Source organism: Microbacterium sp. HSID17254 (assembly GCF_003989315.1).
Classification (GTDB): Bacteria; Actinomycetota; Actinomycetes; order Actinomycetales; family Microbacteriaceae; genus Microbacterium.
Genome location: NZ_RBLT01000011.1, coordinates 32,999 through 57,889 on the forward strand (window position 1 = coordinate 32,999; position 24,891 = coordinate 57,889).

Sequence of the window (24,891 nt, forward strand, 5' to 3'; positions counted from 1 at the left end):
CGCGTGCATAGCCGGTCGACGCCCGGTTGGCAATACCGTTCTCGAATCCGTTCCCGGTTCCTATCGTGGTCGCATCACGAGTCAGGAGGCGCCATGAACGTCCACACCCCCACCAGCACTGGCTCCTCGCAGCGCGCCGACGCGGCCCACCCCGCCGCGATCGAGCCGGCCTGCGAGCGGATCGACTTCGACCGGTACGTCGTCGCGCACGACGCCCCCGTCGGGTACATCGAGGTCGTGCCGCCGCTCCATGTCTGCTACCTCGGACACCCGTATCCTCGGGCTGTGGAGATCGCTCAGGTGTACGACTACGACCATGCCGTCAGCATCGTCAGTGCCATGGCCGCGGGTTCGCGCGACCACGCCCTCGCCGGATGAGCCGCGAGGTCTGGCCCGGGTCCGCCTACCCGCTGGGGGCCACCTTCGACGGGCAGGGCACCAACTTCGCCCTCTTCAGCGAGGGCGCGGAGCGCGTGGAGCTCTGCCTCTTCGACGCGGACGGCACGGAGACGCGCGCGCCCCTCACGGAGGTGGACGCCTTCGTCTGGCACGGCTACCTGCCCACGGTCCAGCCCGGGCAGCACTACGGCTATCGGGTGCATGGCCCGTACGACCCCGCGCAGGGGCAGCGGTTCAATCCGAACAAGCTGCTCCTCGACCCGTACGCGAAGGCCGTCGCCGGCGAGATCGACTGGGGTCAGTCCCTGTTCGGCTACGACTTCGGCGACCCTGATTCCCGCAACGACGACGACTCCGCGGCCGCGATGGCGAAGGGCGTGGTCGTCAGCCCGTTCTTCGAGTGGGGCGGCGACCGCCCGCTGAAGACGCCGTACGCCGAGACCGTCATCTACGAGGCCCATGTGAAGGGGCTCACCCAGCGGCACCCCGAGGTGCCGGAGGAGCTGCGGGGGACCTACGCCGGCATCGCGCACCCGGCGGTCGTCGAGCACCTCCAGCGCCTCGGCGTCACCGCCCTGGAGCTGATGCCCGTGCACCAGTTCGTCAACGACTCGGTGCTGCAGGACAAGGGCCTGTCGAACTACTGGGGCTACAACACCCTCGGCTTCTTCGCCCCGCACAACGCCTATGCCGCCGGCGGCCAGGACGGTCAGCAGGTGCAGGAGTTCCGTGCCATGGTGCGCGCGCTCCACGAGGCCGGCATCGAGGTCATCCTCGACGTCGTCTACAACCACACGGCGGAGGGCAACCACCTCGGTCCGACGCTTTCGATGCGCGGGATCGACAACGAGGCGTACTACCGGCTCGAAGAGGACAAGCGGTACTACACGGACTACACGGGCACGGGCAACAGCCTGAACGCGGGCAACCCGCACGCCCTGCAGCTGCTCATGGACTCGCTGCGGTACTGGGTGACCGAGATGCACGTCGACGGCTTCCGCTTCGACCTCGCGGCAACCCTCGCCCGCGAGTTCTACGACGTCGACCGCCTCGCGGCCTTCTTCGAGCTCGTGCAGCAGGATCCGATCGTCTCCCAGGTGAAGCTCATCGCCGAGCCGTGGGACATCGGACCCGGCGGCTATCAGGTGGGCAACTTCCCGCCGCAGTGGACGGAGTGGAACGGCAAGTACCGCGACACCGTGCGCGACTTCTGGCGCGGGGAGCCGCAGGCGCTCGGCGAGTTCGCCTCCCGCCTCACCGGCTCCGCCGACCTGTACGAGCACTCCGGCCGACGACCCGTCGCCTCCATCAACTTCGTGACCGCGCACGACGGCTTCACGCTGCGCGACCTCGTCTCCTACAACGAGAAGCACAACGAGGACAACGGCGAGGACAACAACGACGGCGAATCCCACAACCGCTCCGACAACATGGGCGCAGAGGGACCGACCGACGACATCGACATCAATCGCCGCCGCGCGCGTCAGCAGCGGAACTTCCTCGCGACTCTGCTGCTCTCGCAGGGCGTGCCGATGATCTCCCACGGCGACGAGCTCGGCCGCACGCAGCACGGCAACAACAACGGCTATGCGCAGGACAACGAGCTCACCTGGATCGACTGGGAGGCGGCCGACCTGCCGCTCGTGGAGTTCACGGCGGCGGTCGCACGGCTCCGGCACGACCATCCGACCTTCCGCCGCAGCCGCTTCTTCGACGGACGCCCGGTCGCGGACGAGGACGGCGAGCGCATCCCCGACGTCGTGTGGCTGCGACCGGACGGCGCCCGCATGACCCCGGAGGACTGGGACTCCGGCTTCGGCCGCTCTGTCGGCATGTTCCTCAACGGCCGCGGGATCCGCGAGAACGACCGGCGAGGGCGACCCGTGGAGGACGTGAACTTCCTCGTCTACTTCAACAGCGGCGACGAGCCCGTCGACCTCGCCCTGCCGGACGATCGCCACGGTGCGGAATGGCTCGTCGCCGTGGACACCGCCGGCGAGCTGGGCGACCGGAACCTCCGCGCCCGCGACACCGTGCCGCTCGAGGGCAAGGCCATGCTCGTGCTGCAGGAGATCGACGGCGAGCCGGTCGACACCGACGACTCCGTCGACGCCTCGCTCCGCGCGCAGAGCGAGCAGGCCGCCTCATGACCGACAGGCCGCTGTCGACCTATCGCCTCCAGATCAGCGGCAGCTTCCCCCTCGAAGCGGCGGCCGATGTGGTCGGCTACCTCGCCGAGCTCGGCGCGTCCTGGGCGTATCTGTCGCCGCTGCTGGCGGCGACGCCGGGTTCGAACCACGGCTACGACGTGGTCGACCACGCGCGCATCGATCCGGACCGAGGGGGCGAGGACGGTCTCGTCCGGTTCGCCTCGGCGGCGCGCACGGCCGGCCTCGGCATCCTCGCCGACATCGTGCCCAACCACGTGGGCGTCGCGGTGCCGCGGCAGAACCCGTGGTGGTGGGAGGTGCTGCGACTCGGCCGGAAGACCCGTCATGCCGCCGCCTTCGACATCGACTGGGACGCCGGCGGCGGACGGCTCCTGCTCCCGCTGCTGGGCGCGAGCCCGGAGGAGGTCGTCGCGAACGGCGAGCTCGACGTCGACACCACCCCGGCCGCCGATGCGCCGGACGGGGTGCTGCGCTACTTCGAGCACGAGCTCCCGCTCGCCCCGGGCACCGCGGCGCTGGCCGACGACCTCCCGGCACTCCTGGCGGCCCAGAACTACGAGCTGCGATTCTGGGAGGACCAGAACACCGATCTCACGTATCGCCGATTCTTCGCGGTCTCCGAACTCGCCGGCATCCGGGTGGAGCGTCCCGACGTCTTCGCGGAGTCGCATCGGGAGATCCTCCGCTGGCTCCGGACCGGACTCGCGGACGGGCTGCGGGTGGATCATCCGGACGGCCTCGTCGACCCCGGTGCGTATCTGGAGCAGCTCGCCGACGCGACCGGGCGCGCGTACACGCTCGTGGAGAAGATCCTGGAGCCCGGCGAGGCCCTCCCGGCCTGGTGGCGCACCGACGGCACGACCGGCTACGACGCGCTGGCCGAGCTCGACCGCCTGTTCGTCGACGCGGAGGGTGTCGCGGCGCTGGACCGGCTGGACGCCCGGCTCCGCGCGGAGACCGGCCTCCCGGACGCGCTCCCCTGGCACGACCTCATCCACGACACGAAGCGGATGATCGCCGACACGCTCCTGGCCGCGGAGGTGCGCCGCCTGGTCCGCACGCTCCCCCACGGGATCGTGCACGCCGACGACGCCCTCGCCGAGCTCCTCGCCTGCTTCCCCGTGTACCGCTCCTATCTCCCCGAAGGTCGCGAGCACCTGTGCGCCGCCTTCGCGGAGGCCCGGCGTCGACGCCCCGACCTCTCCGCCGCCTTCGCGGCGCTCGAACCGCTCCTGGTCGACCCCTCGCTCGAGGTCGCGCAGCGGTTCCCGCAGGTGAGCGGCGCCGTGATGGCGAAGGGCGTGGAGGACACCGCGTTCTACCGGTTCACCCGCCTCGGGACGCTGACCGAGGTCGGCGCCGATCCGTCGATCCCCGCCCTGTCGATCGAGGAGTTCCACGACGCGCAGCGGGCACGACTGGCCGCCTGGCCGCACTCGATGACGACGCTCTCCACGCACGACACGAAGCGCTCGGAGGACGTGCGGGCACGCCTGTCCGTGCTCTCGGAGATCCCGGAGCGGTGGGGCGAGGTGCTGGCGGAGCTGCGCGCCGTCGCGACCACCGGACACGGTCCCCTCGACGCGCTGATCTGGCAGGCCGCCGTCGGAGCCTGGCCGCTGCCCTCCGACCGGCTCCTCGCCTATGCCACCAAGGCCGCGCGCGAGGCCGCCGAGCGGACCACCTGGCAGCATCCGGACGCGGCCTTCGAGGAGGGTCTGGCCGCGATCGCGCGATCCGTGGAGGGCGACGCCGCGCCGATCCTCGACCGGTTCGTGGCGGAGATCGTCGATGCGGGCCGTTCGAACTCCCTCTCCGCCAAGCTGCTGCAGCTCACCGGCCCCGGCGTGCCCGACGTCTACCAGGGCACCGAACTGTGGGACCTCTCGCTCGTCGACCCCGACAACCGTCGACCCGTGGACTTCGCTCTGCGCGCCCGGATGCTGCGGGAGCTCGACGCGGACCACGCCCGCGGTGTGCTCCCGCCCATCGACGACTCCGGTGCCGCGAAGCTGCTGGTGACCTCGCGGGCCCTGCGACTGCGGCGGGACAACCCGGAGCTGTTCCGCTTCTACCGGCCGGCCGTCGTCGAGGGCGCGGCCGCCGACCACGCCGTCGCCGTGCACCGCGGCGGCGCGACCGCCGTGGCCACGCGGCTGCCGGTGACGCTGGCGCGCCGCGGCGGCTGGGGCGACACCGTCCTGATGCGCCCGGAGCTGCCGGGGACGGATCTCCTCACCGGTCGGCGGATCCCGCCCGGACCGGTGCGGCTGGCGGAACTGCTCGACACGTATCCGGTCGCGCTGATCGAGCTGGCCCGATGATCTCGGTGTGGGCGCCGCGGGCGAGGCGTGTGCGGGTGCGACGCCTCGACGCCGCGGGCGCGACCGTGGAGGAGCGGGAACTCACGGCGACCACTGAGGGGCACTGGACCGCCGACCTCGTCCTCGCGGACGGCGAGCGCTACGGGTTCCTGCTCGACGACGGCGACGACCTGCGCCCGGACCCGCGCTCGCGGCGGCAACCGGACGGCGTGCACGGCGCCTCGGCGGCGTTCGACCCCGCGGCCTTCGCCTGGACCGACGCCTCCTGGACCGGACGGCAGCTCGCGGGCGGGCTGATCTACGAGCTGCACCTCGGCACCTTCACGCCGGAGGGCACGCTCGACGCGGCGATCGGCCGCCTGGCGCATCTCGTGGACCTCGGCGTCACCCATGTCGAGCTGCTGCCCGTCAACGCCTTCAACGGCGCCTGGAACTGGGGATACGACGGCGTGCTCTGGTACGCGGTGCAGGAGGAGTACGGCGGTCCCGCGGCGTACCAGCGGTTCGTCGACGCCGCCCACGCACACGGGCTCGCCGTCGTGCAGGACGTGGTCTACAACCACCTCGGTCCGAGCGGGAACTACCTCCCCCTCTTCGGTCCGTACCTGCGCGAGGGCGAGAGCAACACCTGGGGCGACTCGGTGAACCTCGACGAGGACGCGGTGCGGGAGTACATCCTCGACAACGCCCTGATGTGGCTGCGCGACTTCCACGTCGACGGGCTCCGCCTCGACGCCGTGCACGCACTGCACGACCGGCGGCCCGTGCACCTGCTGCGGGAGCTCTCCGAACGGGTGGACGCCCTCTCCGCGCAGCAGAATCGGCCGCTGACCCTCATCGCCGAGTCCGACCTCAACGACCCGACGCTCATCCTCCCGCGGGAAGCCGGGGGCTACGGACTCACGGCGCAGTGGTCGGACGACTGGCATCATGCCGTGCACGTCGCGCTCACCGGGGAGACCGCCGGGTACTACGCCGACTTCGCCGCGGCCGAGGCGGTGGCCAAGGTGACAGAGGGCGGGTTCTTCCACGACGGCACCTTGTCGTCCTTCCGCGACCGTCCGCACGGGTCGCCGATCCCGGCCGAGGTGCCGAGCTGGCGGCTGGTGACCTTCGCGCAAGATCACGACCAGATCGGGAACCGCGCGGCCGGGGACCGGCTCTCCGCCACCCTGTCCCCCGATCGGCTCGCGGTGGCCGCCGTCCTCACGCTGACGGCCCCGGGCACCCCGATGCTCTTCATGGGCGAGGAGTGGGGCGCGACGACACCGTGGCAGTTCTTCACCGCCCACCCCGAGCCCGAACTCGGCCGCGCGGTCGCCGAGGGTCGCACGGCGGAGTTCGCCCGCATGGGCTGGGATCCGGATGCGGTGCCCGACCCGCAGGATCCCGACACCTTCCGTCGCTCGCACCTCGACTGGGCGGAGGCCGAGGCGCCGGTGAACGCCCGGCTCCTGGCGCTGTACCGCGACCTCGCGCGACTGCGGCGAGCGCGACCGGAGCTCACCGACCCGGACTCCGCGCACACGACGGTCGAGGTCCGGGAGACGGACGGCCGCCCCGAGCACCGCGTCTACCGCATCGATCGCGGAGGAGTGTCGGTGCTCGTGAACCTCTCCCCCACCCCCGCCTCGTTCGCGGTACCCCCCACGTCCCAGCTCCTCCTCACAACCGCCCCCGCGTCGAGCACCCCCACGCTCCTGACTCTCCCCCCGGACGCCGCCGCCATCGTCAACTGAGGTCGACCCACCCCTCTGCGGTCGGCCCGGCCCTTTACGTGCGGGCGCAGGGGGCCGGGAGGCACGCAAGGGGGTGGGTCGGCAGAAGTCAGCCGCGCGAAGCCCACCACTCGCGGAGACGCTGCTCCGCGACGTCCTCACCCAGCACGCCCTCGTCGAGGCGCAGATCGAGGAGGAACCTGTACGCCTCGCCGACCTCCCGGCCCGGCGAGATGCCGAGGACCTCCTGGATGCGGTTGCCGTCGAGCTCCGGACGGATCGCGTCGAGCTCCTCCTGCTCGCGAAGAGCCGCGATCCGGGACTCGATGTCGTCGTAGGCGGCGGCGAGCCGAGCGGCCTTGCGCTTGTTCCGCGTGGTGACGTCGGCGCGCGTGAGGATGTGCAGCCGCTCCAGCAGGTCCCCGGCATCGCGGACGTAGCGGCGCACGGCGGCATCCGTCCACGCCCCCTCCGCATAGCCGAAGAACCGCAGATGCAGCTCGATCAGGGTCGCGACGGCGTCCGTGGTCGCCGAGTCGAAGCGCAGGGCCTGCAGCCGCTTGCGGGCCATCCGGGCGCCGACGACGTCGTGGTGGTGGAAGGTGACCGCGCCACCCGGCTCGAGCTTGCGCGTGCGGGGCTTGCCGATGTCGTGGAGCAGAGCCGCGATCCGCAGCGGCACATCCGGAGCGGCCCCGGGGTTCCTGGCGTGCTCGAGCGCGATGGCCTGACGGAGCACCGTGAGCGAGTGCTCGTAGACGTCCTTGTGGTGGTGGTGCTCGTCGACCTCGAGCTTGAGGGCGCTGACCTCGGGGAGGAACTCCTCGATGAGTCCGGTCTCCACCAGCACCCGGATGCCGCGGACGGGGTCGTCGGTCTGCATGAGGCGCACGAGCTCGGACTGCACGCGCTCCGGGCTCACGATCGTCAGGGTCTCGCGGAGCTCGGTGATCGCCCGCTCCGTGTCCTCCTCCACCGTGAAGCCGAGCTGCGCGCTGAACCGGGCGGCGCGCAGCATCCGGAGCGGGTCGTCGCCGAACGACACCCGGGGATCCGCGGGTGTCCGCAGCACGCCCGCCACGAGGTCCTCGACCCCGCCGGTCGGGTCGACGAGCTTCACCGCGGGCACCTGGAGGGCCATCGCGTTGACCGTGAAGTCGCGGCGGACGAGGTCGCCGTCGATCGAGTCGCCGAACTCCACGGTGGGCTTGCGCGTCACGCCGTCGTAGCTGTCGGCGCGATAGGTGGTGATCTCGACCTGCTCGCCCCGCACCCGGGCGCCGATGGTCCCGAAGGCCCGGCCGATGTCCCAGTGCGCGGAGGCGACCGGCTTCACGATCGCGAGGATCTCGTCCGGCGAGGCGCTCGTCGTGAAGTCGAGGTCGTGCGTCTCGCGGCCGAGCAGCGCATCGCGGACCGGACCGCCGACGACGGCGAGCTCGAAACCGGCTTCGTCGAAGGCCTCCGCGAGGGTACGGACGACGGGATTCTCGGCGAGCGCGCCGAGACGGGCGAGGCCGTCGGCCATGTTGAGCATGGGTTCCAGCGTACCGGCCCGCTTTCCACCCCTTCCGGACCGGGCACGACTTCGGAGCCTCCGGCCGACGCGCCGGCTCCGAGCCGGTACCCCGGCGTGTCTCGGGCGATCTCCGAAGCGGTGCCCGCCCGCGAGCGCGTTCACCTCCCCGTCGCCTCGATGTCAGACCGCGGTCATCCGGCTCCGCTGGGCTGGGGGCGCCCCGTGCGGCTGAGCACGGACACCCACCCACGAAGGACAGACATGACCTCCCCCACCCTTGCGGTGCGGTGGCGGCGTCGCGGACTGACGTCCGTCGCGCTGCTCGCCGTGCTCGGCGGCGCCGTCGTCGCCCCCGCGGCCCTCGCCGCGCCCGACCCCGAGGTGCCCACCGGATCGCTCGTCACCGGCGACACCCCCTGGCACTACCTCGACGACGGCTCCGACCCGTCCCCTGCCCCGGCCGCGCTGCGCGATTGGACCCTGCCGGCCTACGACGACAGCGCGTGGAAGACCGCACCGGGCTCGTTCGGCGCCAAGGGCGGGAAGCTCGCCCCCGTCGGCCCGCAGACGCCGAAGACGCTCCTCAACCACTACCTCGACGGCACCGCGGCCCCGACCGTGCCCACCTACTTCTTCCGGACGACGTTCGAACTCGAAGCCGGCGTCGCCGAGCAGGTCGCCGCTCTGCAGAGCACCATCACCTACGACGACGCCATCATCGTCTGGATCAACGGCGAGGAAGTCGCCCGCTACGTCGACGGCCGCATCACCGACACCACCAACGTCGAGTATGCCGGCGACTCCAACGGTGACCCGCTCACCAGCACGTTCAGCGCCGAGGGCGACCTGCTCCGTGACGGCACGAACACGATCGCCGTGTCGCTGTTCCAGGACCGCGCGTCCAGCTCCGACATCTACTTCGACATGTCGTCGCTCACCCTCGTGAAGGCCTCCGACCCCGGCACGCCCGTGGTCGCCCCGCCGACCCGCGTCATCCTCACCCCGACCGAGAAGCCGGAGGTGTCGCAGTCGTTCTCCTGGCTCGCCGGCGACGCCTCGCACACGGTCGGCCAGGTCGAGATCGGCCTCGCGACCGGTGGTGCCACCCGCACGGTCGACGCGTACGACGCCGGTGTCGTGAACGGCAACCCGAACAAGCACTTCTCGGCCACGGTCACCGACCTCACCCCCGCCACGGCGTACCGCTACCGGGTGGGTCTCCCCGGGAGCTGGAGCGACTGGTACGAGTTCCGCACCGCCGACCCGAAGGCGAGCGACTTCCAGTTCATCTACTACGGCGACGCCCAGATCGGTCTCGACACCACATGGCCGAGCGTCGTGAAGCAGGCCGAGGCGAACGCGCCGCGATCCATCGGCTCCGTGCACGCCGGCGATCTCATCAACACCTCCAGCAACGAGAACGAGTGGCTGAACTGGTTCCGGGGCATGAAGGACTCGGCGGTCCGCACCAACGTCATGGCCGCCCCCGGCAACCACGAGTACTCCGGCGACAAGCTGCTCACGGCGTGGAAGGCCGCGTTCGAGTACCCGCACAACAACCCGTCGACGAGCTCGATCGGCGAACTCGCGAACCTCGCGAAGGGCGACTCCGAGGTCGCGCAGCAGTACCGCGCGTTCTTCGACCACTGGAGCTCGTTCGCCGCCGAGACCGCGTACTACACCGACTACCAGGGCGTCCGTTTCATCACCCTGAACGCGACCCGCGACACGACCTTCCTCACCCCGGCCGGGCTCCCGTCCTGCACGGGGGCGGAGTGCCCGTCGTCCCAGATCGGCACCCTGTGGACGCGCTTCCAGGCCGCCTGGCTCGACCTGCTGCTGCAGAACAGCCCGTCGAAGTGGAACGTCGTCACGTTCCACCAGCCGGTCTTCTCGGCCTCGGCCGGTCGTGACGAGCCGGTGCTCCGCGCCGAGTGGCTGCCCGTCTTCCAGCGCAACGACATCGATCTCGTGCTCATGGGCCACGACCACACGTACGCCCGCGGCTACGTGAACACGGATGCGACCGAGACTCCGGGCCTCACCACCGGCCCGGTCTACGTCGTGTCGAACTCCGGCGCGAAGCACTACGACCTGGAGACCCCGGAGAAGAACGTCTGGACCAACAACGGCGCCACGCAGGTGCTGCGCGGTCAGGGCGTGACGACGTACCAGGTGATCGACGTCTCGAAGAACCAGCTCGTCTATCGGTCGTACCTCGCCGAGAAGCAGCCGGACGCCACGACCGACCTCCCCGTCGGCGCCGTCTACGACACGTTCACGGTGACCAAGTCGGATGCTGGTGAGAAGTGGGTCACCGAGGCCGGTGTCACCCCGCCGGTCACGGAGGAGCCGGAGCCGGAGAAGCCCGCGGCGGTCGAGCTGGGCGCGTCCTCGGTCGCGGCCGGCGGCACGCTCGCGGTGTCCGGAAGCGGCTTCGCGGCCGGCGCGGAGCTCGCCCTCGAGCTGCGGTCCGACCCGGTCGCGCTCGGTACGGTCACGGTCGCGGCCGACGGCACGTTCTCGCGCACCGTCACCATCCCCGCGGCCACCCCAGCGGGGACGCACACCCTCGCCGTGATCCTCCCCGACGGCACCGAGGTGACGGCCTCCCTCACCGTGACCGCAGCGGCTGACGGCGACGGCGGCGCGATCGTCCCCGGTGAGAGCGACTCGGGCGGCGCGACCGACGGCGACCTCGCGACGACCGGTGCGGACAGCACGCCGTTCGTCATCGGCGCCATCGTGCTGCTCGCCGCCGGCCTCGGTCTGTTCGCGCTGCGTCGCCGTCGTGCGACCGCGGTCGTCGAGACGACGGACGCCGGGTAACCCGGTCGCCTGTCCCTCCGCGGGCGCCGCCGGTCCTCCGGCGGCGCCCGTGCCGTCTCACCCGGCTCTCGCCTCGGACCATGCACCGGTCCCCTCCGGGTCTGGGATAACCTTCACGTGCCCGACCCGCGAAGGAGAACCCGTGCCCGCGAACGATGCCCTGGCCGATGAGACCGATCGGATCGTCGCGGCGGCCCTGCAGGTGAACGGCCGCGCGTCCTGGGGCGAGATCGCCCGCGTGGTCGACCTCCCGGAGCGGACGGTCGCCCGCCGCGGACAGCGTCTCCTGGACCGCGGCCTCGTGCGCGTCTCGACCTACGTCGACCCCGCCCGCGTGCTCCATGCCCGCGCCGTCCTTTTCCGGATCACGACCGAACCCCATGCGCTCTGGCACGTCGCCCGCACCCTGGCGCGTCGTGCCGACGCGTCGTCCGTGTCGGTCCTCGAGGGCAGCAGCGACATCGCCGGCATGCTCCTCCCCCACGACGACGCATCGATCCGCGAGCTGCTCTTCACCGACTTCCCCGAGGTGGAGGGCATCGCGTCGATCAACGTCACCACGGTGCTGAAGTTCTTCCGCTCCGGACACGACTGGCGGGTGGGCGTGCTGTCCGACGAGCAGGTGCACATGCTGGACGAGTCCTCGGGATCCGAGGTCGACCCGGCGGACGCTTTGAGCGAGGACGAGGAAGCGCTGATCCGGCTCCTGCTGAAGGACGGACGGATGCCCGTGGCGCAGCTCGCCCGCGCGCTCGGACTGAACGTCACCACGACGCGTCGACGGATGGAGTCCCTCAACCGCCGCGGTCTCATGCACCCCCGCACGGAGATCGTCCCGAGCCTCTTCGGCCTCGGGCTGGAGGCACTCGTGTGGCTGCGGGTGCCGATGGATCGGCTGGAGAAGGTGGGATCCGCCCTCGCCGCCGCCCCCGAGGTGAAGTTCATCGTCGCGACGACCGGCACGTCGCAGCTCCTCATGAACGTGCTCGTGCGCGACGCGGACGAGTTCTACGACTTCCTCACCGGTCCCGCGGTGGCGGGCCACGACGGGCTGGAGGTCGTGGAGTCGCTCGTCGTCATCACGCCGGTGCTCCGCGGGTCGCTGATCGTGGACGAGGCGCCGGCGGCGCTGGCGCAGGACATGCCGACGGGAGCCATCCGTTTGTAGGCCGATTCTGTTACGGACGTGTAAAGAAATGGCGGGATCGTTCGCATTGTCTTGACGCAATGGCGAAATAGAGCGAGTATCCCTTCCAGGGCCTTCACCCCTGGAGAGGACGACCGTGTTCACGGCAACTGGAGACGACTGGGCGGACCGCGCGGCGGCGCTGTCGCTGCACACCCGCATGTTCATCGACGGCTCCTGGGAGGACGGGGCCGCCGAGCCCCTCGCACCGATCAGCCCCCGCGACGGCCGGGCACTGCCTCCGATCGCGGCCGCCTCCGCCGCCGACATCGACCGCGCGGTCCGCTCCGCCCGTGCCGCATTCGACGCGGGCGTCTGGTCGCGCATCGCCCCGCGCGAGCGCGGCCAGCGCCTGATCGCCTTCGCGCAGCGCATCCACGACAACGCCGAGGAGCTGGCCCTCACGATCTCGCTCGAGATGGGCAAGCCGGTGCGAGAGGCGCTCCAGACGGAGTTGCGCGCGGTCGTGAACTGCTTCCGCTGGTACGGCGAGGCCGCAGACAAGGTGCTCGACGAGCTCCCCGTCACCGCCCCGAACAGCCTTGCGCTCGTCACCCGCGAACCGGCCGGCGTCGTCGCCGCGGTCGTGCCGTGGAACTTCCCGCTCACGATGACGGCCTGGAAGCTCGCCCCCGCTCTCGCCGTCGGCAACAGCGTCGTCCTCAAGCCCGCCGAGCACACCACCTTCTCCGCCCTGCGCCTGGCCGAGCTCGCCCACGAGGCCGGCCTCCCGGCCGGCGTGCTGAACGTCACCCCCGGCGCCGGCCACGTCGCCGGCCGCGCACTCGGCGAGCACCCCGATGTCGACGTCGTCACGTTCACGGGCTCGCCCGAGGTCGGCCGCCGGTTCCTCGGATACGCCGCGGCGTCGAACGGCAAGCGCGTGTGGCCGGAGCTCGGCGGCAAGACGGCGAGCCTCGTGCTCCCGGACGCCGATCTGGAGCGGGCGGTCCGGGCCACGGCCGACGGCTGCTTCTACAACCAGGGGCAGATGTGCACGGCCTCGTCCCGGCTGCTCGTCCCCCGCGCGCACTACGACAGGGCCCTGGAGATCGCCGCCGAGGTCGCCCGCACGAGCCTTCCCGCAGACCCGTTCGACGTGTCCACGTCGATGGGGGCGATCGTCAGCGAGAAGCAGCTCGCCGGGATCGCGGGGTTCGTCGAGCGTGCGGTGGCCGACGGCGCCGAGCTCGCGGCCGGCAGCACCGAACGGTTCTCCGCCGTCGACGGCGGCAGCTACTTCGCCCCCGTCGTGCTCGGCGTGACCCCCGCGCACGAGGTGGCGCAGCGCGAGGTCTTCGGCCCCGTGCTGTCGGTCATCGCGTACGACGACGTCGACGACGCCCTCGCCATCGCCAACGGCACCGAGTACGGCCTCGCCGCCGCGCTGTGGAGCACCGACCTCAACGCCGTGCACACCCTCTCCCGGCGGCTGCGGGCGGGTGTCGTCTGGGTCAACTGCTTCGAGGAGGGCGACATGACCATCCCCTTCGGCGGGGTCAAGGGCTCCGGCTTCGGTCGCGACAAGAGTCTGCACGCGATGGAGAAGTTCACCGACCTGAAGACCACGTGGATCGAGCTGTCGTGACCCGCCCGCTCATCGGCATCACCACCTGGCGCCGCGCCATCGACACCGACCTCGGCACGGGCCGCCCCGCGCACAGCCTCGGCACCGAGTACGCCACGCCGATCGAGGCCGCCGGCGGCGCCGTCGTGCTGCTGCCGCCGACCGCCGGTGTCGACGAGGTCCTCGATCGGCTCGACGGACTGGTGCTCTCCGGCGGAGAGGATCTGCACCCCTCGCACTACGGCGCCGAGCCCCAGGACGGGAAGTCCTACGACTCGGCCCGCGACGGCTACGAGATCGCGCTCGCCCTCGGCGCCCGGGAACGCGGCCTGCCGGTGCTGGCGATCTGCCGCGGGCTCCAGGTCTGCACCGTCGCGTTCGGCGGCTCCCTCATCGTCGACATCCCCGCCACGGCCGACCATCACCCGGTGCGAGGAGCAGACGAGCAGCTCTCCGCCCGGCACGCCGTCGCGTTCGCGGAGGACAGCAGGCTCGCCGCGCTCTACGGGACGACGACGAGGACCGTCAACACCATCCATCACCAGTCCGTCGACACCCCCGCCCCCGGGCTGCGCCCCGTCGCCTGGGCTCCTGACGGCATCGTCGAAGCCGTCGAGTCGGACGACGACTGGGCCTTCTGGGCGGTGCAGTGGCACCCCGAGAAGATGACAGCCCCCGAAGAGGCCGCCGAGGAGCGCCCGCTGTTCGCGGCGTTCGTCGCGGCCGCCCGTGAACGCGCAGCGGAACCGTCCGCTGGCCAGAAAGGAACACGATGACCAAGCAGGTCTTCCTCGAGTACGAGAACGGCGTCCGCGCCGTCGCCACCCTGTTCGAGGACCTCGCCCCTCGCACGTGCGAGGCGATGTGGGGCGCGCTGGAGAAGCCGGTCACCATGCAGGCGATGCACGCGATGTACGCCGGACCCGAGGTCATGGTCGGTCTTCCCGAGGAGGCCCAGAACTTCGACCCCGAGGCCGTGCCCGCGGAGAACCAGCAGGTCGTGCCCGCGCCGGGTGACCTGCAGTGGTACTGGCAGCGCCCCATGCAAATGGGCGGACTGCCGTTCGAGTGGTACGAGATCGGAGTCTTCTACGATCGTGGTGCCCGTATTCTCGGCCCCCTCGGATGGACACCCGTCAACATCTGGGCCGGCATCACCGAAGGACTCGCGGAGTTCGCTCAGGAGAGCGCCGCGATCCGCATCGACGGAGCGAAGCAGCTCACCATCGGACGCCTGGTCTAGGCGTCCACCCCCGTGCTGGACCCATCCCGAAGGAGCAGTGCATGAACACCCGCAGAATCCTCACCGCCGGCGCGCTCGTCGCCACCGGTGCCCTCGTCCTCGCCGGCTGCGCATCCGGCGACGGCGAGTCCTCGTCCGGTGGTGACAAGGAGTTCGCCGGCGAGACCCTGGTCGTCACGTCGTTCGGCGGAGACTGGGAGAAGGCCTTCATCGAGGCCGTCGTCGACCCGTTCGAGGAGGAGACCGGAGCGAAGGTCGAGCTGATCACCCTGTACAGCGCCGATGCCCTCGCCCAGGTCACCGCCCAGAAGGCGAGCCCGCAGATCGATGTCGTGCACTTCTCCGGCGGACAGGAGTTCACCGCCGCGGAGCAGGGCCTCATCGCCCCGATCGCCGCCGACGACCTGTCCGCGTCGGGGGACCTCATCGACATCGCGACCGCCGGCCTCGAGCGCGGCGAGGGTCCGGTCATCCAGCTCGCGCCCATCGGGCTCGTCTACAACACCGAGGCCGACGCCCCGGCGCCGACGTCCTGGGAAGACCTCTTCGACGACGCCTACGCCGGTCACGTCGCCCTGACGGACTTCTCGAACACCTACGGGGTGCTGTCGATGCTGCGCGTGGCCGATGCGCTCGGGGGTGGCATCGAGGACCCGTCCGCGGCCATCGCCGACCTCGGGGCGCTGGCGTCCTCGGGCGACGCGATCGTCGTCCCCACCTCGCCGGACCTGCAGACCGCCTTCGCCCAGCGCGGCACCTGGCTGGCCCCGTACGCGATGGACTACGCGGGCACCCTGCAGGACGCGGGTCTCCCCGTCGAGTTCATCGTCCCGGAGGAGGGCGCCACCGCGTCGCTCATCACGGCGAACGTCGTCGAGGGCCGGGACAACCCCGAGCTGGCGACGCTCTTCATCGACTACGAGCTGCGCCCCGAAGCGCAGGCCGTCTTCGCGGAGAACATGCGCTACTCCCCCGTCAACACGAAGGCCGAGCTGTCGGACGAGGCGGCCGAGGCCGTGCTCACCGGCGACGAGCTCGACGACGTCGTGGTCTACGCCCCGGGCGACATCGCCGCGTCGCGTCAGGCGTGGACCGATGAGTGGAATGCGCTGATCACCAAATGAGCGTCCGAACCCGTAAGGAGCCCTGGCTCCTGCTCCTGCCGGCGATCGTGCTGCTCGCGCTCGCCTTCGTCACCCCGGTGGCCGGCATGCTGCTCATGAGCGTGCAATCGCCGGCAGGCGGGTTCACCCTCGACAACTTCACCCGCTTGTTCGCGAGCGAGTATCACCTCCAGGCGGCGCTGCGATCGCTCCGCCTGGGGGTGATCCAGACGGTGATCACCCTCATCATCGCCGTCCCGCTGTCGTACATCATGGCGCGCGCCGGCTCGAAGGTGCGCTCCTTCCTCCTCATCGTCGTGATCCTGCCGCTGATGACGAGCGTCGTCGTCCGCACCTTCGGCTGGGTGGTGCTCATGGGGCCGTCCGGCCTGATGATGCAGATCCCCGGCGCGGAATTCCTCGTCGGCGGCACCCAGGGATTCCTCGGTACCGAGACCGGCGTCGTGATCGCGATGGTGCAGGTGCTGCTGCCGTTCGCCGTGCTCAGCATCCTCGGCGTCATCTCCGGCATCCGCCCGCAGCTCGAGGAGGCCTCTCGCACCCTCGGCGCCGGATTCTGGCGCACGCTGCGGCACGTCGTGCTGCCGCTGTCGGTGCCCGGCATCGTCGCCGGTGCCTCCCTGGTGTTCGTGCTCTCGGTGAGCTCCTTCATCACCCCCCGCTTCATCGGCGGCTCGCAGATCCCCGTGTTCGCACAGACGATCTACGTCGACGCGACCACCAACCTCGACTGGGCGTTCGCGGCGGCGCAGGCCGTGCTGCTGTTCGCGGGCGTGATGCTCGTGCTCGCGGCCACCTCCCGGCTCGGGAAGCAGAAGGTGTGACCATGGTCCGTTCCGTCCCGATCCTCGGCCGTATCCTCGCGATCCTCCTCGGCGTCATCGTGACGCTGTACATGCTCGTCCCGTTGCTCGTCGTCGCCGGCGCCTCGGTGGGCGAGAACCGCTTCCTCACGTTCCCCGGCCAGGGCTTCACGCTCGACTGGTACGTGGAGGCCCTCACCTCCGACACCTACCTGGAACCGTTCCGTCTGAGCCTCGTGGTGGGTGTGACGGTCGCGATCCTCGCCGCCGCCATCGGCACCGCGGCCGCCCTCGCGCTGACGCGGTTCCGCGTTCCGGGAGGCGCGGCGATCCAGGCGCTGCTGATGTCGCCGCTGACGATCCCCACGATCATCCTCGCGATCGGCGCCCTCTCCATCGCCTCGCTCACGATCGGCTCCCCGAATGTGGGCGTGCTCATCGCGATCCACGTGGTCATCGCGATCCCCTACGTCATGCGCACCGTGACCGGCGTGATGACCCGGGCCGACCACTTCACCGAGGAGGCCGCGCGCACCCTCGGCGCCGGCACCTGGAACCGCTACCGGCTCGTGGTGCTGCCCATCGCGCGTCCGGGCATCGCAGCCGGAGCGTTCTTCGCCTTCAACATCTCGTTCGACGATGCGGTCATCGCCCTCTTCCTGCGCACCCCGCAGCTGGAGACCCTGCCCATCGCCATCTACGGCCAGCTGGAGTTCAGCACGTCGCCCACCGTGGCGGCCGTCTCGACCCTGATGGTCCTGCTCACCGTCGTCCTCATGATCGTCCTCGAACGCATCATCGGCCTGGGAAGGTTGTTCGTCTGATGACAACGCTCACCATCACTGCACTCACCAAGGACTTCAAGGGGACGAAGGTGCTCAAGGGCATCGACCTCTCGATGCGGTCCGGCGAGTTCGTCTCGCTCCTCGGGCCTTCGGGCTGCGGGAAGACGACGCTGCTCCGCTGCATCGCCGGGCTCGAGTCGCCGACGAGCGGCACGATCGAGATCGCGGGGCAGGACGTCACGAAGCTGCCGCCCGAGAAGCGTCACCTCGGCATGATGTTCCAGAGCTATGCGCTCTTCCCGCACATGAGCGTCGCCGAGAACGTGCGCTTCGGGCTGCGGATGTCGGGCGAGAAGTCGAAGACGGAGCAGAAGGAGCTCGCCGTCCGGGCGCTGGAGCGTGTGCAGATGGGCCACCTCGCCGATCGCATGCCCGCGCAGCTCTCCGGCGGACAGCAGCAGCGCGTGGCCCTGGCCCGCGCCATCGCGTTCGAGCCGCGCGTGCTCCTCCTCGACGAGCCGCTGTCGAACCTCGATGCGCGTCTGCGCGAGGACATGCAGGTCGAGCTCAAGGAACTGCACCGCACGCTCGGTCTCACAACCGTGTTCGTCACGCACGACCAGGAGGAGGCGATGAGCCTCTCCGACCGCATCGTGCTCATGAACGGCGGGATCATCGAACAGGAGGGTGCGCCGGCGGAGCTGTACAGCGCCCCGCTCACCCCCTTCGCCGCCGACTTCATCGGTGCCGCGAACCTCCTTCCCGCCACGCGCTCGGGCGCGATCGCGACCCTCGACGGCACCTCCGTGCAGGTCCCGCTCACGGGCGCCGGACCGGACGGCTCCGGCGAGGTCGTGCTCCGGCAGGAGGATCTGCATCTGTCGCCCGCGGCGGGTCCGGGTGCCCCCGTCCCGGTCGAGGTCATCGCGCACGTCTACCGCGGCGCCGACGTCGTCTACATCGTCGAACTCGCGGGGCGCCGCCTCCGCGTGGTCCGTCCCCGGCACGAGGACCCGCTCCCCGAGGGCGCGGCCGGTCTCGGCTGGCGCGACGGCGCCGTCCTCTGGATCCCCGCCGCCTGAGCCACCCCGCGCACAGCTTCGGAGATCAGCCCCGACACGCCGTGCGGCCACCCCGCACGGCGGCGTGTCGGCCGCGATCTCCGAAGCTGTGCCCGTCCGACCGGGCAGCTCAGACCCGGCGGGTCAGCACGAGACGGAGGGTCACGGCGAGGATCATCGACACCACGATCCAGCCGAAGGCCGTGCCCAGGGCCATGAAGAACGAGGCCTGATCGGTGGCGCCGGCCACGTTCCCGTAGTTGATCGCTCCGTGGGCCCCGATCGCCACCAGGAGTCCGGCGAGCGCGAGGAGCGGGCGCGACCAGGCGCGTCGGGCGTCGAGAGCGAGACCGAGCGCCGCGCCGGTCCAGATCGCGAGCGCGGCATGGGTGGGGAAGGTCAGGGTGCGGACGATCCACGTCGCGATGCCGGAACCGAGATCGTTCGCCGCGATGTCCGCCGCGATCGCGGAGGCGTCCTCCACCGCTGCGAAACCGACGCCGACCAGGGCCCCGACCATCGCGCCGAAGAGCACGCCGCGCAGCCCGATCCGCCGTGCGAGCAGAAGGATGAGCAGCACCCCGAGGCCCTTCCCCACCTCCTCCACGACGGGCGTCAGCACCCACATCGTGGGGATCGCCTCCCGGAGGATGCCCTGATCGTCCACGTACATCGCCTGCTCGGCAGACCACGCGCCGATCCCGGTGGCGAGGAGCACGGCCGCGCCGGCGCCCCAGGCCACGGCGAGCAGCGAGGACGTCCACGACCGCGCACCCCGCGGAGCGATCCAGCGGGCGACGAACGTCGGAGGGACGACCGCGGAATGCACTCCCCGATCCTTCCAGACCCGTTCCGCGACATTCCTGGGACACCGGAATGCTGCACTGGCTCGCGCGGTCATAGGATCGCGGCATGGTCGACGACGACAAACCCTCCGGCGCCTCTCCCCGCGACCCCTCCCGGCGCGGATTCCTCACCGTGGGCGGTGCCGCCCTGGCCGGAGCGGTGATCGGGGGCGCGGGAGGAGCGGCGATCGGGGCCTCCGTTGCCGGGGCCGGAGGCCGGGACGGCTTCGCCGACGATCCGGATCCGTTCGCCGCACTCGCGCCCCGCTCGGAGCCCGGCTTCGATCACGTGGTCGTGGTGATGGGCGAGAACCGCTCCTTCGACAACCTCCTCGGCTACCTCTACACGGCCGAGACGCTGCGGGCGGGCGAGACCTTCGAAGGTCTCGCGTTCGGCACCCACAGCAACACCGCCCCGGACGGCACGGTGGTGGAGGCGCACGTCTACCGGGGGGACACGGATCGCATCATGAGCCTCCCCGATCCGGACCCGGGTGAGGAGTACCCGCACGTCAACACGCAGATCTTCCGCACCGTCGATCCGAAGACCAACGCCGACCTGTTCGTCGACGAGATGACCACGCCCTTCAACGCCCCCACCCACGGGGAGAAGGCGACGATGTCCGGGTTCCTCGAGGACTACATCATCAACTTCCGCCGACTGCGCGACGGGAAGGAGCCGAGCCTGGACGAAGCGCGGCACATCATGGGCTCGTTCTCGCCGGAGATGCTCCCGGTGCTCTCCACCCTCGCGGCCGAGTTCGCCGTGTTCGACCACTGGTACGCGGGAGTGCCGTCCCAGACCTTCTGCAACCGCTCCTTCTTCCACGCCTCGACCTCGCACGGCTTCGTGACGAATCAGGGGGGCGGCGGCTACCGGAAGTGGCTCGACGCCCCGGCCGCACCGACGGTGTTCAACCGCCTGGAAGACCGCAAGGTGAGCTGGCGGATCTACATCGACAAGCTCCAGCTGGTCTCCTTCACGGGGATGCTGCATGCGGCGGTGCTCGAGAAGTACTGGCGCACGGATCATTTCGGCACGATGGAGGACTTCTACGCCGACGCGAAGAACGGCACCCTCCCGGCCTACGCGTTCATCGAACCCCGGATGGTCTACGACCACAACGACTTCCATCCGCCGTTCGGGAAGCCGCGGGAGAGCGTGGTCGACGGCGAGCCCGTGTTCGACAGCGCCATCTCCGATGTGCGGGCGGGCGATCGGCTCATCCACGACATCTACGAGGCCGTGCGCACGAGCGCGACGCCCGGCGGCTCGAACGCCGTGAACACCCTGCTGCTCATCACCTTCGACGAGCACGGCGGCTGTTACGACCATGTGCCGCCGCCCGCGGCCACGAAACCCACGAAGGACGCCGGCGCCGGGGAGATGGGTTTCACGTTCGACCGGCTCGGCTGTCGTGTCCCGGCGATCGCGGTGTCGGCGTACACGCGGCGCGGCACGATCATCCACGACGAGATGCACCACGGATCGGTCACGGCCACGCTGTCGCGCCTGCACGGCCTGGAGCCGCTGAACGACCGGGACCAATCAGCCAACACGCTGCTCAACGTCGTGAACCTCGACAAGCCGCGGCACCCGGCCGACTGGCCCGTCACCACACCCGCGTACACCCCGCCGAACCCCGAAGACGGCACCCCGCAGCCGAACGAGGCCGATCACCTCAAGCCGCTCACGCCTCCCGCCCGCGGCCTGCTCGGGCTCCTCCTCGCCCGCTACGGCGCGCCGGGCGAGAAGGAACCGGAGACCTTCGCCGACGCGTTCCGGCTCCTCCACGAGCATGGCGAGGAGCTGTTCGGCCCTCCGCTCTGACGCCGCACTTCCGCACGGGGTCGCACGGATTCACGGAATCCGTGCGACCCCGGTGTGACTCTGCGACCGCGCGCCGGCGCCTCAGCCCTCGCGGGAGAACGTGATGTGGGTCACTCCGGACTCCGCGACCTCGGACGTCACGCGATAGCCGGCCTCGAGGCCGCGCAGGTCATCCCAGAGTCGGACGCCGCTGCCGATGAGGATGGGGGTGATGCCCACGTGCAGGTCGTCGACGAGCCCGGCGCGCAGGAACTCCCGGACCATGGTCGCCCCGCCGCCGACGCGCACATCACGCCCTCCGGCCACCGCCACGGCTTCCCGCAGCGCCTCCTCCGGGGTCGCGGAGAGGAAGCGGAAGCTCGTGCCGTTCGCGAACTCGATCGACGGGCGCGGAGTATGCGTGAGGACGAACACCGGCACCTCGAACGGCGGCTCCTCGCCCCACCAGCCGCGCCACTCCGGGTCGTCCGGGTTCGCGTGGAGCCCGAACATCCCGGCGCCCATGATCTCGGCGCCGATGCCCTGGAAGTACTGCGCCGCGTACTTCTCGTCGACCCCGGTCGTGCCCGCGCCGCTCGTGTCGTGGAAGACGCGCTCCTGGAAGGTGCGGGTCGCCGTGTAGGCCGCGGTGAGTCGTCCCCAGTCCTCGCCGAAGGGGTTCTCCGGGGTCTGATCGGTCGTCGTGGCGAAGCCGTCGAGGGTGATGTTGAGGTCGACGCGCACGCGGGTCATGGTGCCTCCGAAGCGGTGGGGACGGGCACCGGTCGGCGCGCCGTCCCCAGCGTCGGGCGTAACGCGGCCCCTGTCAAGAGCGGACAGCCGTGCCGGATCAGGCCACGGGGTCGCCCTGGACCGGACCCTCCGTGTTGGGCTTCCACCCGAGGGCCGGCGCCACGTGCTCCGCGAACGCCTCGAGCACATGCAGGTTGTACTCCGGCCCGAGCTGGTTCGGGATCGTCAGCATGAGGGTGTCCGCGGCCATGACGGCCTCGTCCTGTCGGAGCTGCTCGATGAGCACATCAGGCTCCGCGGCGTAGGTCTTGCCAAACGTGGAGCGGAACCCGTCGATGATGCCGATCTGGTCGGCGTTCTCCTCGCTGCGCAGCCCGAAGTAGGCGCGGTCCATATCCGACACGAGCGGGAACACGCTGCGGCTGACCGAGACGCGCGGTGTGCCGGTGTGGCCGGCCTCGCGGTAGGCGGAGCGGAACAGCTCGATCTGCTCGCGCTGCAGCTCGTGGAACGGCTGCCCCGTGGCCTCCGTCACGAGCGTCGAGCTCATCATGTTGAGCCCCTGGCGTCCGGTCTCCTCGGCCGTGGCGCGCGAACCCGAGCCCCACCAGATGTGGTCGCGCAGCGTGGTCGACTGCGGCTCGATCGCGAGGTACTGTCCCGCGCCCACCATGCGGGGGTCGCCGGGGGCGAGTCGCTCGCCGTCGATGGCCCGCAGGAAGATCTCGAACTTCTCCCGTGCGAGCACGCTGCCGCGCTCCGGGTCCTCCTCGTCGCGGAAGCCGAAGGTCTCGTAGCCGCGCAGCGCCGTCTCGGGTGACCCACGGCTCACGCCGAGCGCGATCCGGCCGTCCGCGATGAGGTCGAGTGCGGCCGCCTCCTCCGCGAACTGGAACGGGTTCTCGTAGCGCATGTCGATCACGCCGGTGCCGACCTCGATCCGCTCGGTGCGCGCGGCCATGGCCGTCAGCAGCGGCATCGGGGACGCCGCCTGGCGGGCCCAATGGTGCACGCGGACGTAGGCGCCGTTGACGCCGAGCTCGTCCGCGCCCTCCGCGATCTCGATGGTCTGCTTCAGCATGTCGCCTGCGGTGCGGGTCGCCGAGCCGGGCACGTCGGCATAGTGACCGAACGAGAGGAATCCGAAAGCCTTCATGGTGTATTCGAACGCATGGAAGCCGGGACTATTCCCCCGGGAGGAGGAAGCCGTCGAGCACGAGTCCCCGGATGCGCGGCTCGAGCTCCGCCCACAGCTGCGGGAAGGGCACCTCGAAGAGGTCGGCAAGGGCGGGGGCGATCTGCAGAACCTGGAGCTCCCCGTCGCAGGCGCCGACGAACCCGGCGAGCGCGGGATCCACCGCGACGGTCCGCGCGAATCCGCCGCCCTGACGCAGCTCGATCACGCTCGGGTCGTCGTTGCCGGGAAGCAGGTGGCGCGCCTCCGTCACGTCAGGGGCCACGACGAGGGTGTCCGGCAGTCCCTCGGCGAGCGCATCGTGGGCCGCCAGGCCGAGAGCGAGCGCCGCCCCCACGTTCGCCACGGGCTGCGAGACACGCTCCGACCGCCGCAGCGGCTCGCCCTGCCCCCGGCGGAGCAGCACGTAGCCGAAGCCGATCGCGGTCACACCCCGCGCCGCGAAGTCGTCGAGCCACGCGGTGAGCAGCGGAGTGAACGCGGCGTCGCGCGGCGTGATGCCGCCGTCCCTGATCCAGAGCTCGGCGTACGCGAGGGGCGACAGCTCCTCCCGCTCCACCACCCACAGGTCGAGGTCGGCGGGCACCCACGCGTCCAGCCGGGCAAGGCCGGTGATCCCCGTGCGGGACTCCCAGTTGCCGAGAAGCTGGGCAATGCCGCCCGGGGTGAGATGCGCCGGTGCCGTGCGCACGAACTGCTCGACGAGCGCGTCGCCGACGAGACCGCCGTCGCGGTACTCGTAGGCGGGCACCCCCTCGGTGCGGGGGGTGATCACGAACGGAGGGTTCGAGACGATGAGGTCGAACGCCTCCCCGGCGACCGGCTCGAACATGCTGCCGTGGCGGAACTCGATGTTCGTGACCCCGTTGAGCTGCGCGTTCAGCGCGGCGTAGGCGAGTGCTCGGCGGGAGACATCGGTGGCGACGACCCGGCCGGCTCGCCGCGCCACGAGGAGCGCCTGGATGCCGCAGCCCGTGCCGAGGTCGAGGGCACGATCCACCGCGAGCGGCACGACCGTCTCGGCGAGCGTGCGCGAGGCCCCGCCCACGCCGAGCACGTGATCGGCGGGCAGCGGACCGTCGAGGGCGACCTCGTCCAGATCGCTCGCGATCCACCACTCCCCGACACCGTCCTCGTCGACGAACGACTGCGGGCGCAGCAGCGCGACCGGGATCACGGAGTCGGCGTCGACCGTCGCCAGCCCCAGGGCCTCCAGACCGTCCACGCCGAGGGTGGGCAGGGCGCGCTCCACCGCCGCGCGGGGCTGCGGAAGCCCGAGCACCAGGAGACGTCCGAGGGTCGCGAGCACGCCCTCGTCCCCGGCGATCGCCCGCAGGATGGGTTCGCGCAGGCCGCGGGCGAGGGCATCGTCCGCCTCCTCTCCCCAGAGGCGACGCAGGGGCTCGGATCGGAGGTCGGCGGCGTCGAGATCCGCGGCGAACGCGGCACTGCGGAGCGGGTCGGGATGGGGGGCGGGGGTGTCGGACACGGCCGTCACTCTACGCGTCTTCAGGGTTCTCCTCCCTCCGGCCTCCTAGAATCGCAGGGTCAGTACTCAC

Annotated in this window: 19 protein-coding genes; 14 read left to right on the top strand and 5 right to left on the bottom strand. The window is 70.9% G+C overall.

From position 1 onward, the window contains the following. Nucleotides 1-93 precede the first annotated feature (93 nt). The 4 genes from D8M34_RS08675 to treZ are packed head-to-tail and all read left to right on the top strand — an operon-like array spanning nucleotide 94 to nucleotide 6,633. Complete coding sequence (locus D8M34_RS08675) at nucleotides 94-378, top strand: hypothetical protein (RefSeq protein WP_126893776.1); 285 nt, start codon at nucleotides 94-96, stop codon at nucleotides 376-378. Continuing rightward, nucleotides 375-2,549: a glycogen debranching protein GlgX gene (glgX, locus tag D8M34_RS08680; RefSeq protein ID WP_126893777.1), complete on the top strand. Its 2,175-nt coding sequence runs from the start codon at nucleotides 375-377 to the stop codon at nucleotides 2,547-2,549. The genes D8M34_RS08675 and glgX overlap by 4 nt, the downstream gene beginning before the upstream one ends. After that, nucleotides 2,546-4,894 (top strand): malto-oligosyltrehalose synthase, encoded by a 2,349-nt coding sequence (gene treY / locus D8M34_RS08685; RefSeq protein ID WP_126893778.1) that lies wholly within the window; start codon nucleotides 2,546-2,548, stop codon nucleotides 4,892-4,894. The genes glgX and treY overlap by 4 nt, the downstream gene beginning before the upstream one ends. Next, complete coding sequence (gene treZ, locus D8M34_RS08690) at nucleotides 4,891-6,633, top strand: malto-oligosyltrehalose trehalohydrolase (protein WP_126893779.1); 1,743 nt, start codon at nucleotides 4,891-4,893, stop codon at nucleotides 6,631-6,633. The genes treY and treZ overlap by 4 nt, the downstream gene beginning before the upstream one ends. 88 nt (nucleotides 6,634-6,721) lie before the next feature. Here the strand turns inward: treZ and D8M34_RS08695 are convergent, their stop codons facing one another. Continuing rightward, nucleotides 6,722-8,149 carry a CCA tRNA nucleotidyltransferase gene (locus D8M34_RS08695; RefSeq protein ID WP_126893780.1) on the bottom strand — a complete coding sequence of 476 codons (1,428 nt, stop codon included), beginning with the start codon at nucleotides 8,147-8,149 and terminating at the stop codon, nucleotides 6,722-6,724. A gap of 243 nt (nucleotides 8,150-8,392) precedes the next feature. Between D8M34_RS08695 and D8M34_RS08700 the strand changes: the two genes are divergently transcribed. The 9 genes from D8M34_RS08700 (at nucleotide 8,393) to D8M34_RS08740 (ending at nucleotide 18,750) form a co-directional block, all read left to right on the top strand. Continuing rightward, the gene (locus tag D8M34_RS08700; protein WP_126893781.1) at nucleotides 8,393-10,960 is read left to right on the top strand and encodes a purple acid phosphatase family protein; all 2,568 of its coding nucleotides are present in this window, start codon (nucleotides 8,393-8,395) and stop codon (nucleotides 10,958-10,960) included. A gap of 142 nt (nucleotides 10,961-11,102) precedes the next feature. After that, nucleotides 11,103-12,128, top strand: a complete 1,026-nt coding sequence (locus D8M34_RS08705; protein WP_161973054.1) for an Lrp/AsnC family transcriptional regulator — start codon at nucleotides 11,103-11,105, stop codon at nucleotides 12,126-12,128. A 115-nt stretch (nucleotides 12,129-12,243) separates the two neighbouring features. Then, nucleotides 12,244-13,734 carry an aldehyde dehydrogenase family protein gene (locus tag D8M34_RS08710; protein ID WP_126893783.1) on the top strand — a complete coding sequence of 497 codons (1,491 nt, stop codon included), beginning with the start codon at nucleotides 12,244-12,246 and terminating at the stop codon, nucleotides 13,732-13,734. Beyond that, nucleotides 13,731-14,489 (top strand): gamma-glutamyl-gamma-aminobutyrate hydrolase family protein, encoded by a 759-nt coding sequence (locus tag D8M34_RS08715; RefSeq protein WP_161973055.1) that lies wholly within the window; start codon nucleotides 13,731-13,733, stop codon nucleotides 14,487-14,489. Before D8M34_RS08710 ends, D8M34_RS08715 begins: the two co-directional genes overlap by 4 nt. Next, a complete protein-coding gene (locus tag D8M34_RS08720; RefSeq protein ID WP_025102846.1) occupies nucleotides 14,486-14,956 on the top strand; it encodes a DUF3830 family protein in 471 nt (156 codons plus the stop codon). Before D8M34_RS08715 ends, D8M34_RS08720 begins: the two co-directional genes overlap by 4 nt. A 41-nt stretch (nucleotides 14,957-14,997) precedes the next feature. Continuing rightward, nucleotides 14,998-16,080 (top strand): ABC transporter substrate-binding protein, encoded by a 1,083-nt coding sequence (locus D8M34_RS08725; protein WP_105950701.1) that lies wholly within the window; start codon nucleotides 14,998-15,000, stop codon nucleotides 16,078-16,080. Further along, entirely contained in the window at nucleotides 16,077-16,904 is an 828-nt protein-coding gene (locus tag D8M34_RS08730) for an ABC transporter permease (protein ID WP_126893784.1), read from the top strand. Before D8M34_RS08725 ends, D8M34_RS08730 begins: the two co-directional genes overlap by 4 nt. Nucleotides 16,905-16,906: 2 nt before the next feature. Continuing rightward, nucleotides 16,907-17,707, top strand: a complete 801-nt coding sequence (locus D8M34_RS08735; RefSeq protein ID WP_025102849.1) for an ABC transporter permease — start codon at nucleotides 16,907-16,909, stop codon at nucleotides 17,705-17,707. Next, on the top strand, nucleotides 17,707-18,750 hold the full coding sequence (locus D8M34_RS08740; protein WP_126893785.1) for an ABC transporter ATP-binding protein: 1,044 nt from the start codon (nucleotides 17,707-17,709) through the stop codon (nucleotides 18,748-18,750). The genes D8M34_RS08735 and D8M34_RS08740 overlap by 1 nt, the downstream gene beginning before the upstream one ends. 109 nt (nucleotides 18,751-18,859) lie before the next feature. Here the strand turns inward: D8M34_RS08740 and D8M34_RS08745 are convergent, their stop codons facing one another. Beyond that, a complete protein-coding gene (locus tag D8M34_RS08745) occupies nucleotides 18,860-19,558 on the bottom strand; it encodes a PrsW family glutamic-type intramembrane protease (protein ID WP_161973056.1) in 699 nt (232 codons plus the stop codon). An 83-nt stretch (nucleotides 19,559-19,641) separates the two neighbouring features. Between D8M34_RS08745 and D8M34_RS08750 the strand changes: the two genes are divergently transcribed. Next, nucleotides 19,642-21,405, top strand: a complete 1,764-nt coding sequence (locus D8M34_RS08750) for an alkaline phosphatase family protein (RefSeq protein ID WP_126893787.1) — start codon at nucleotides 19,642-19,644, stop codon at nucleotides 21,403-21,405. 81 nt (nucleotides 21,406-21,486) lie between these two features. Here the strand turns inward: D8M34_RS08750 and D8M34_RS08755 are convergent, their stop codons facing one another. From D8M34_RS08755 to D8M34_RS08765, 3 genes are all read right to left on the bottom strand, one after another. Further along, a complete protein-coding gene (locus D8M34_RS08755; protein WP_126893788.1) occupies nucleotides 21,487-22,137 on the bottom strand; it encodes a dihydrofolate reductase family protein in 651 nt (216 codons plus the stop codon). Nucleotides 22,138-22,234: 97 nt separating this feature from the next. Continuing rightward, on the bottom strand, nucleotides 22,235-23,293 hold the full coding sequence (locus D8M34_RS08760) for an LLM class flavin-dependent oxidoreductase (RefSeq protein WP_126893789.1): 1,059 nt from the start codon (nucleotides 23,291-23,293) through the stop codon (nucleotides 22,235-22,237). 28 nt (nucleotides 23,294-23,321) lie between these two features. Beyond that, nucleotides 23,322-24,830, bottom strand: coding sequence for a DUF7059 domain-containing protein (locus tag D8M34_RS08765; protein WP_174235378.1), 1,509 nt, complete (start codon nucleotides 24,828-24,830; stop codon nucleotides 23,322-23,324). Nucleotides 24,831-24,891 lie beyond the last annotated feature (61 nt).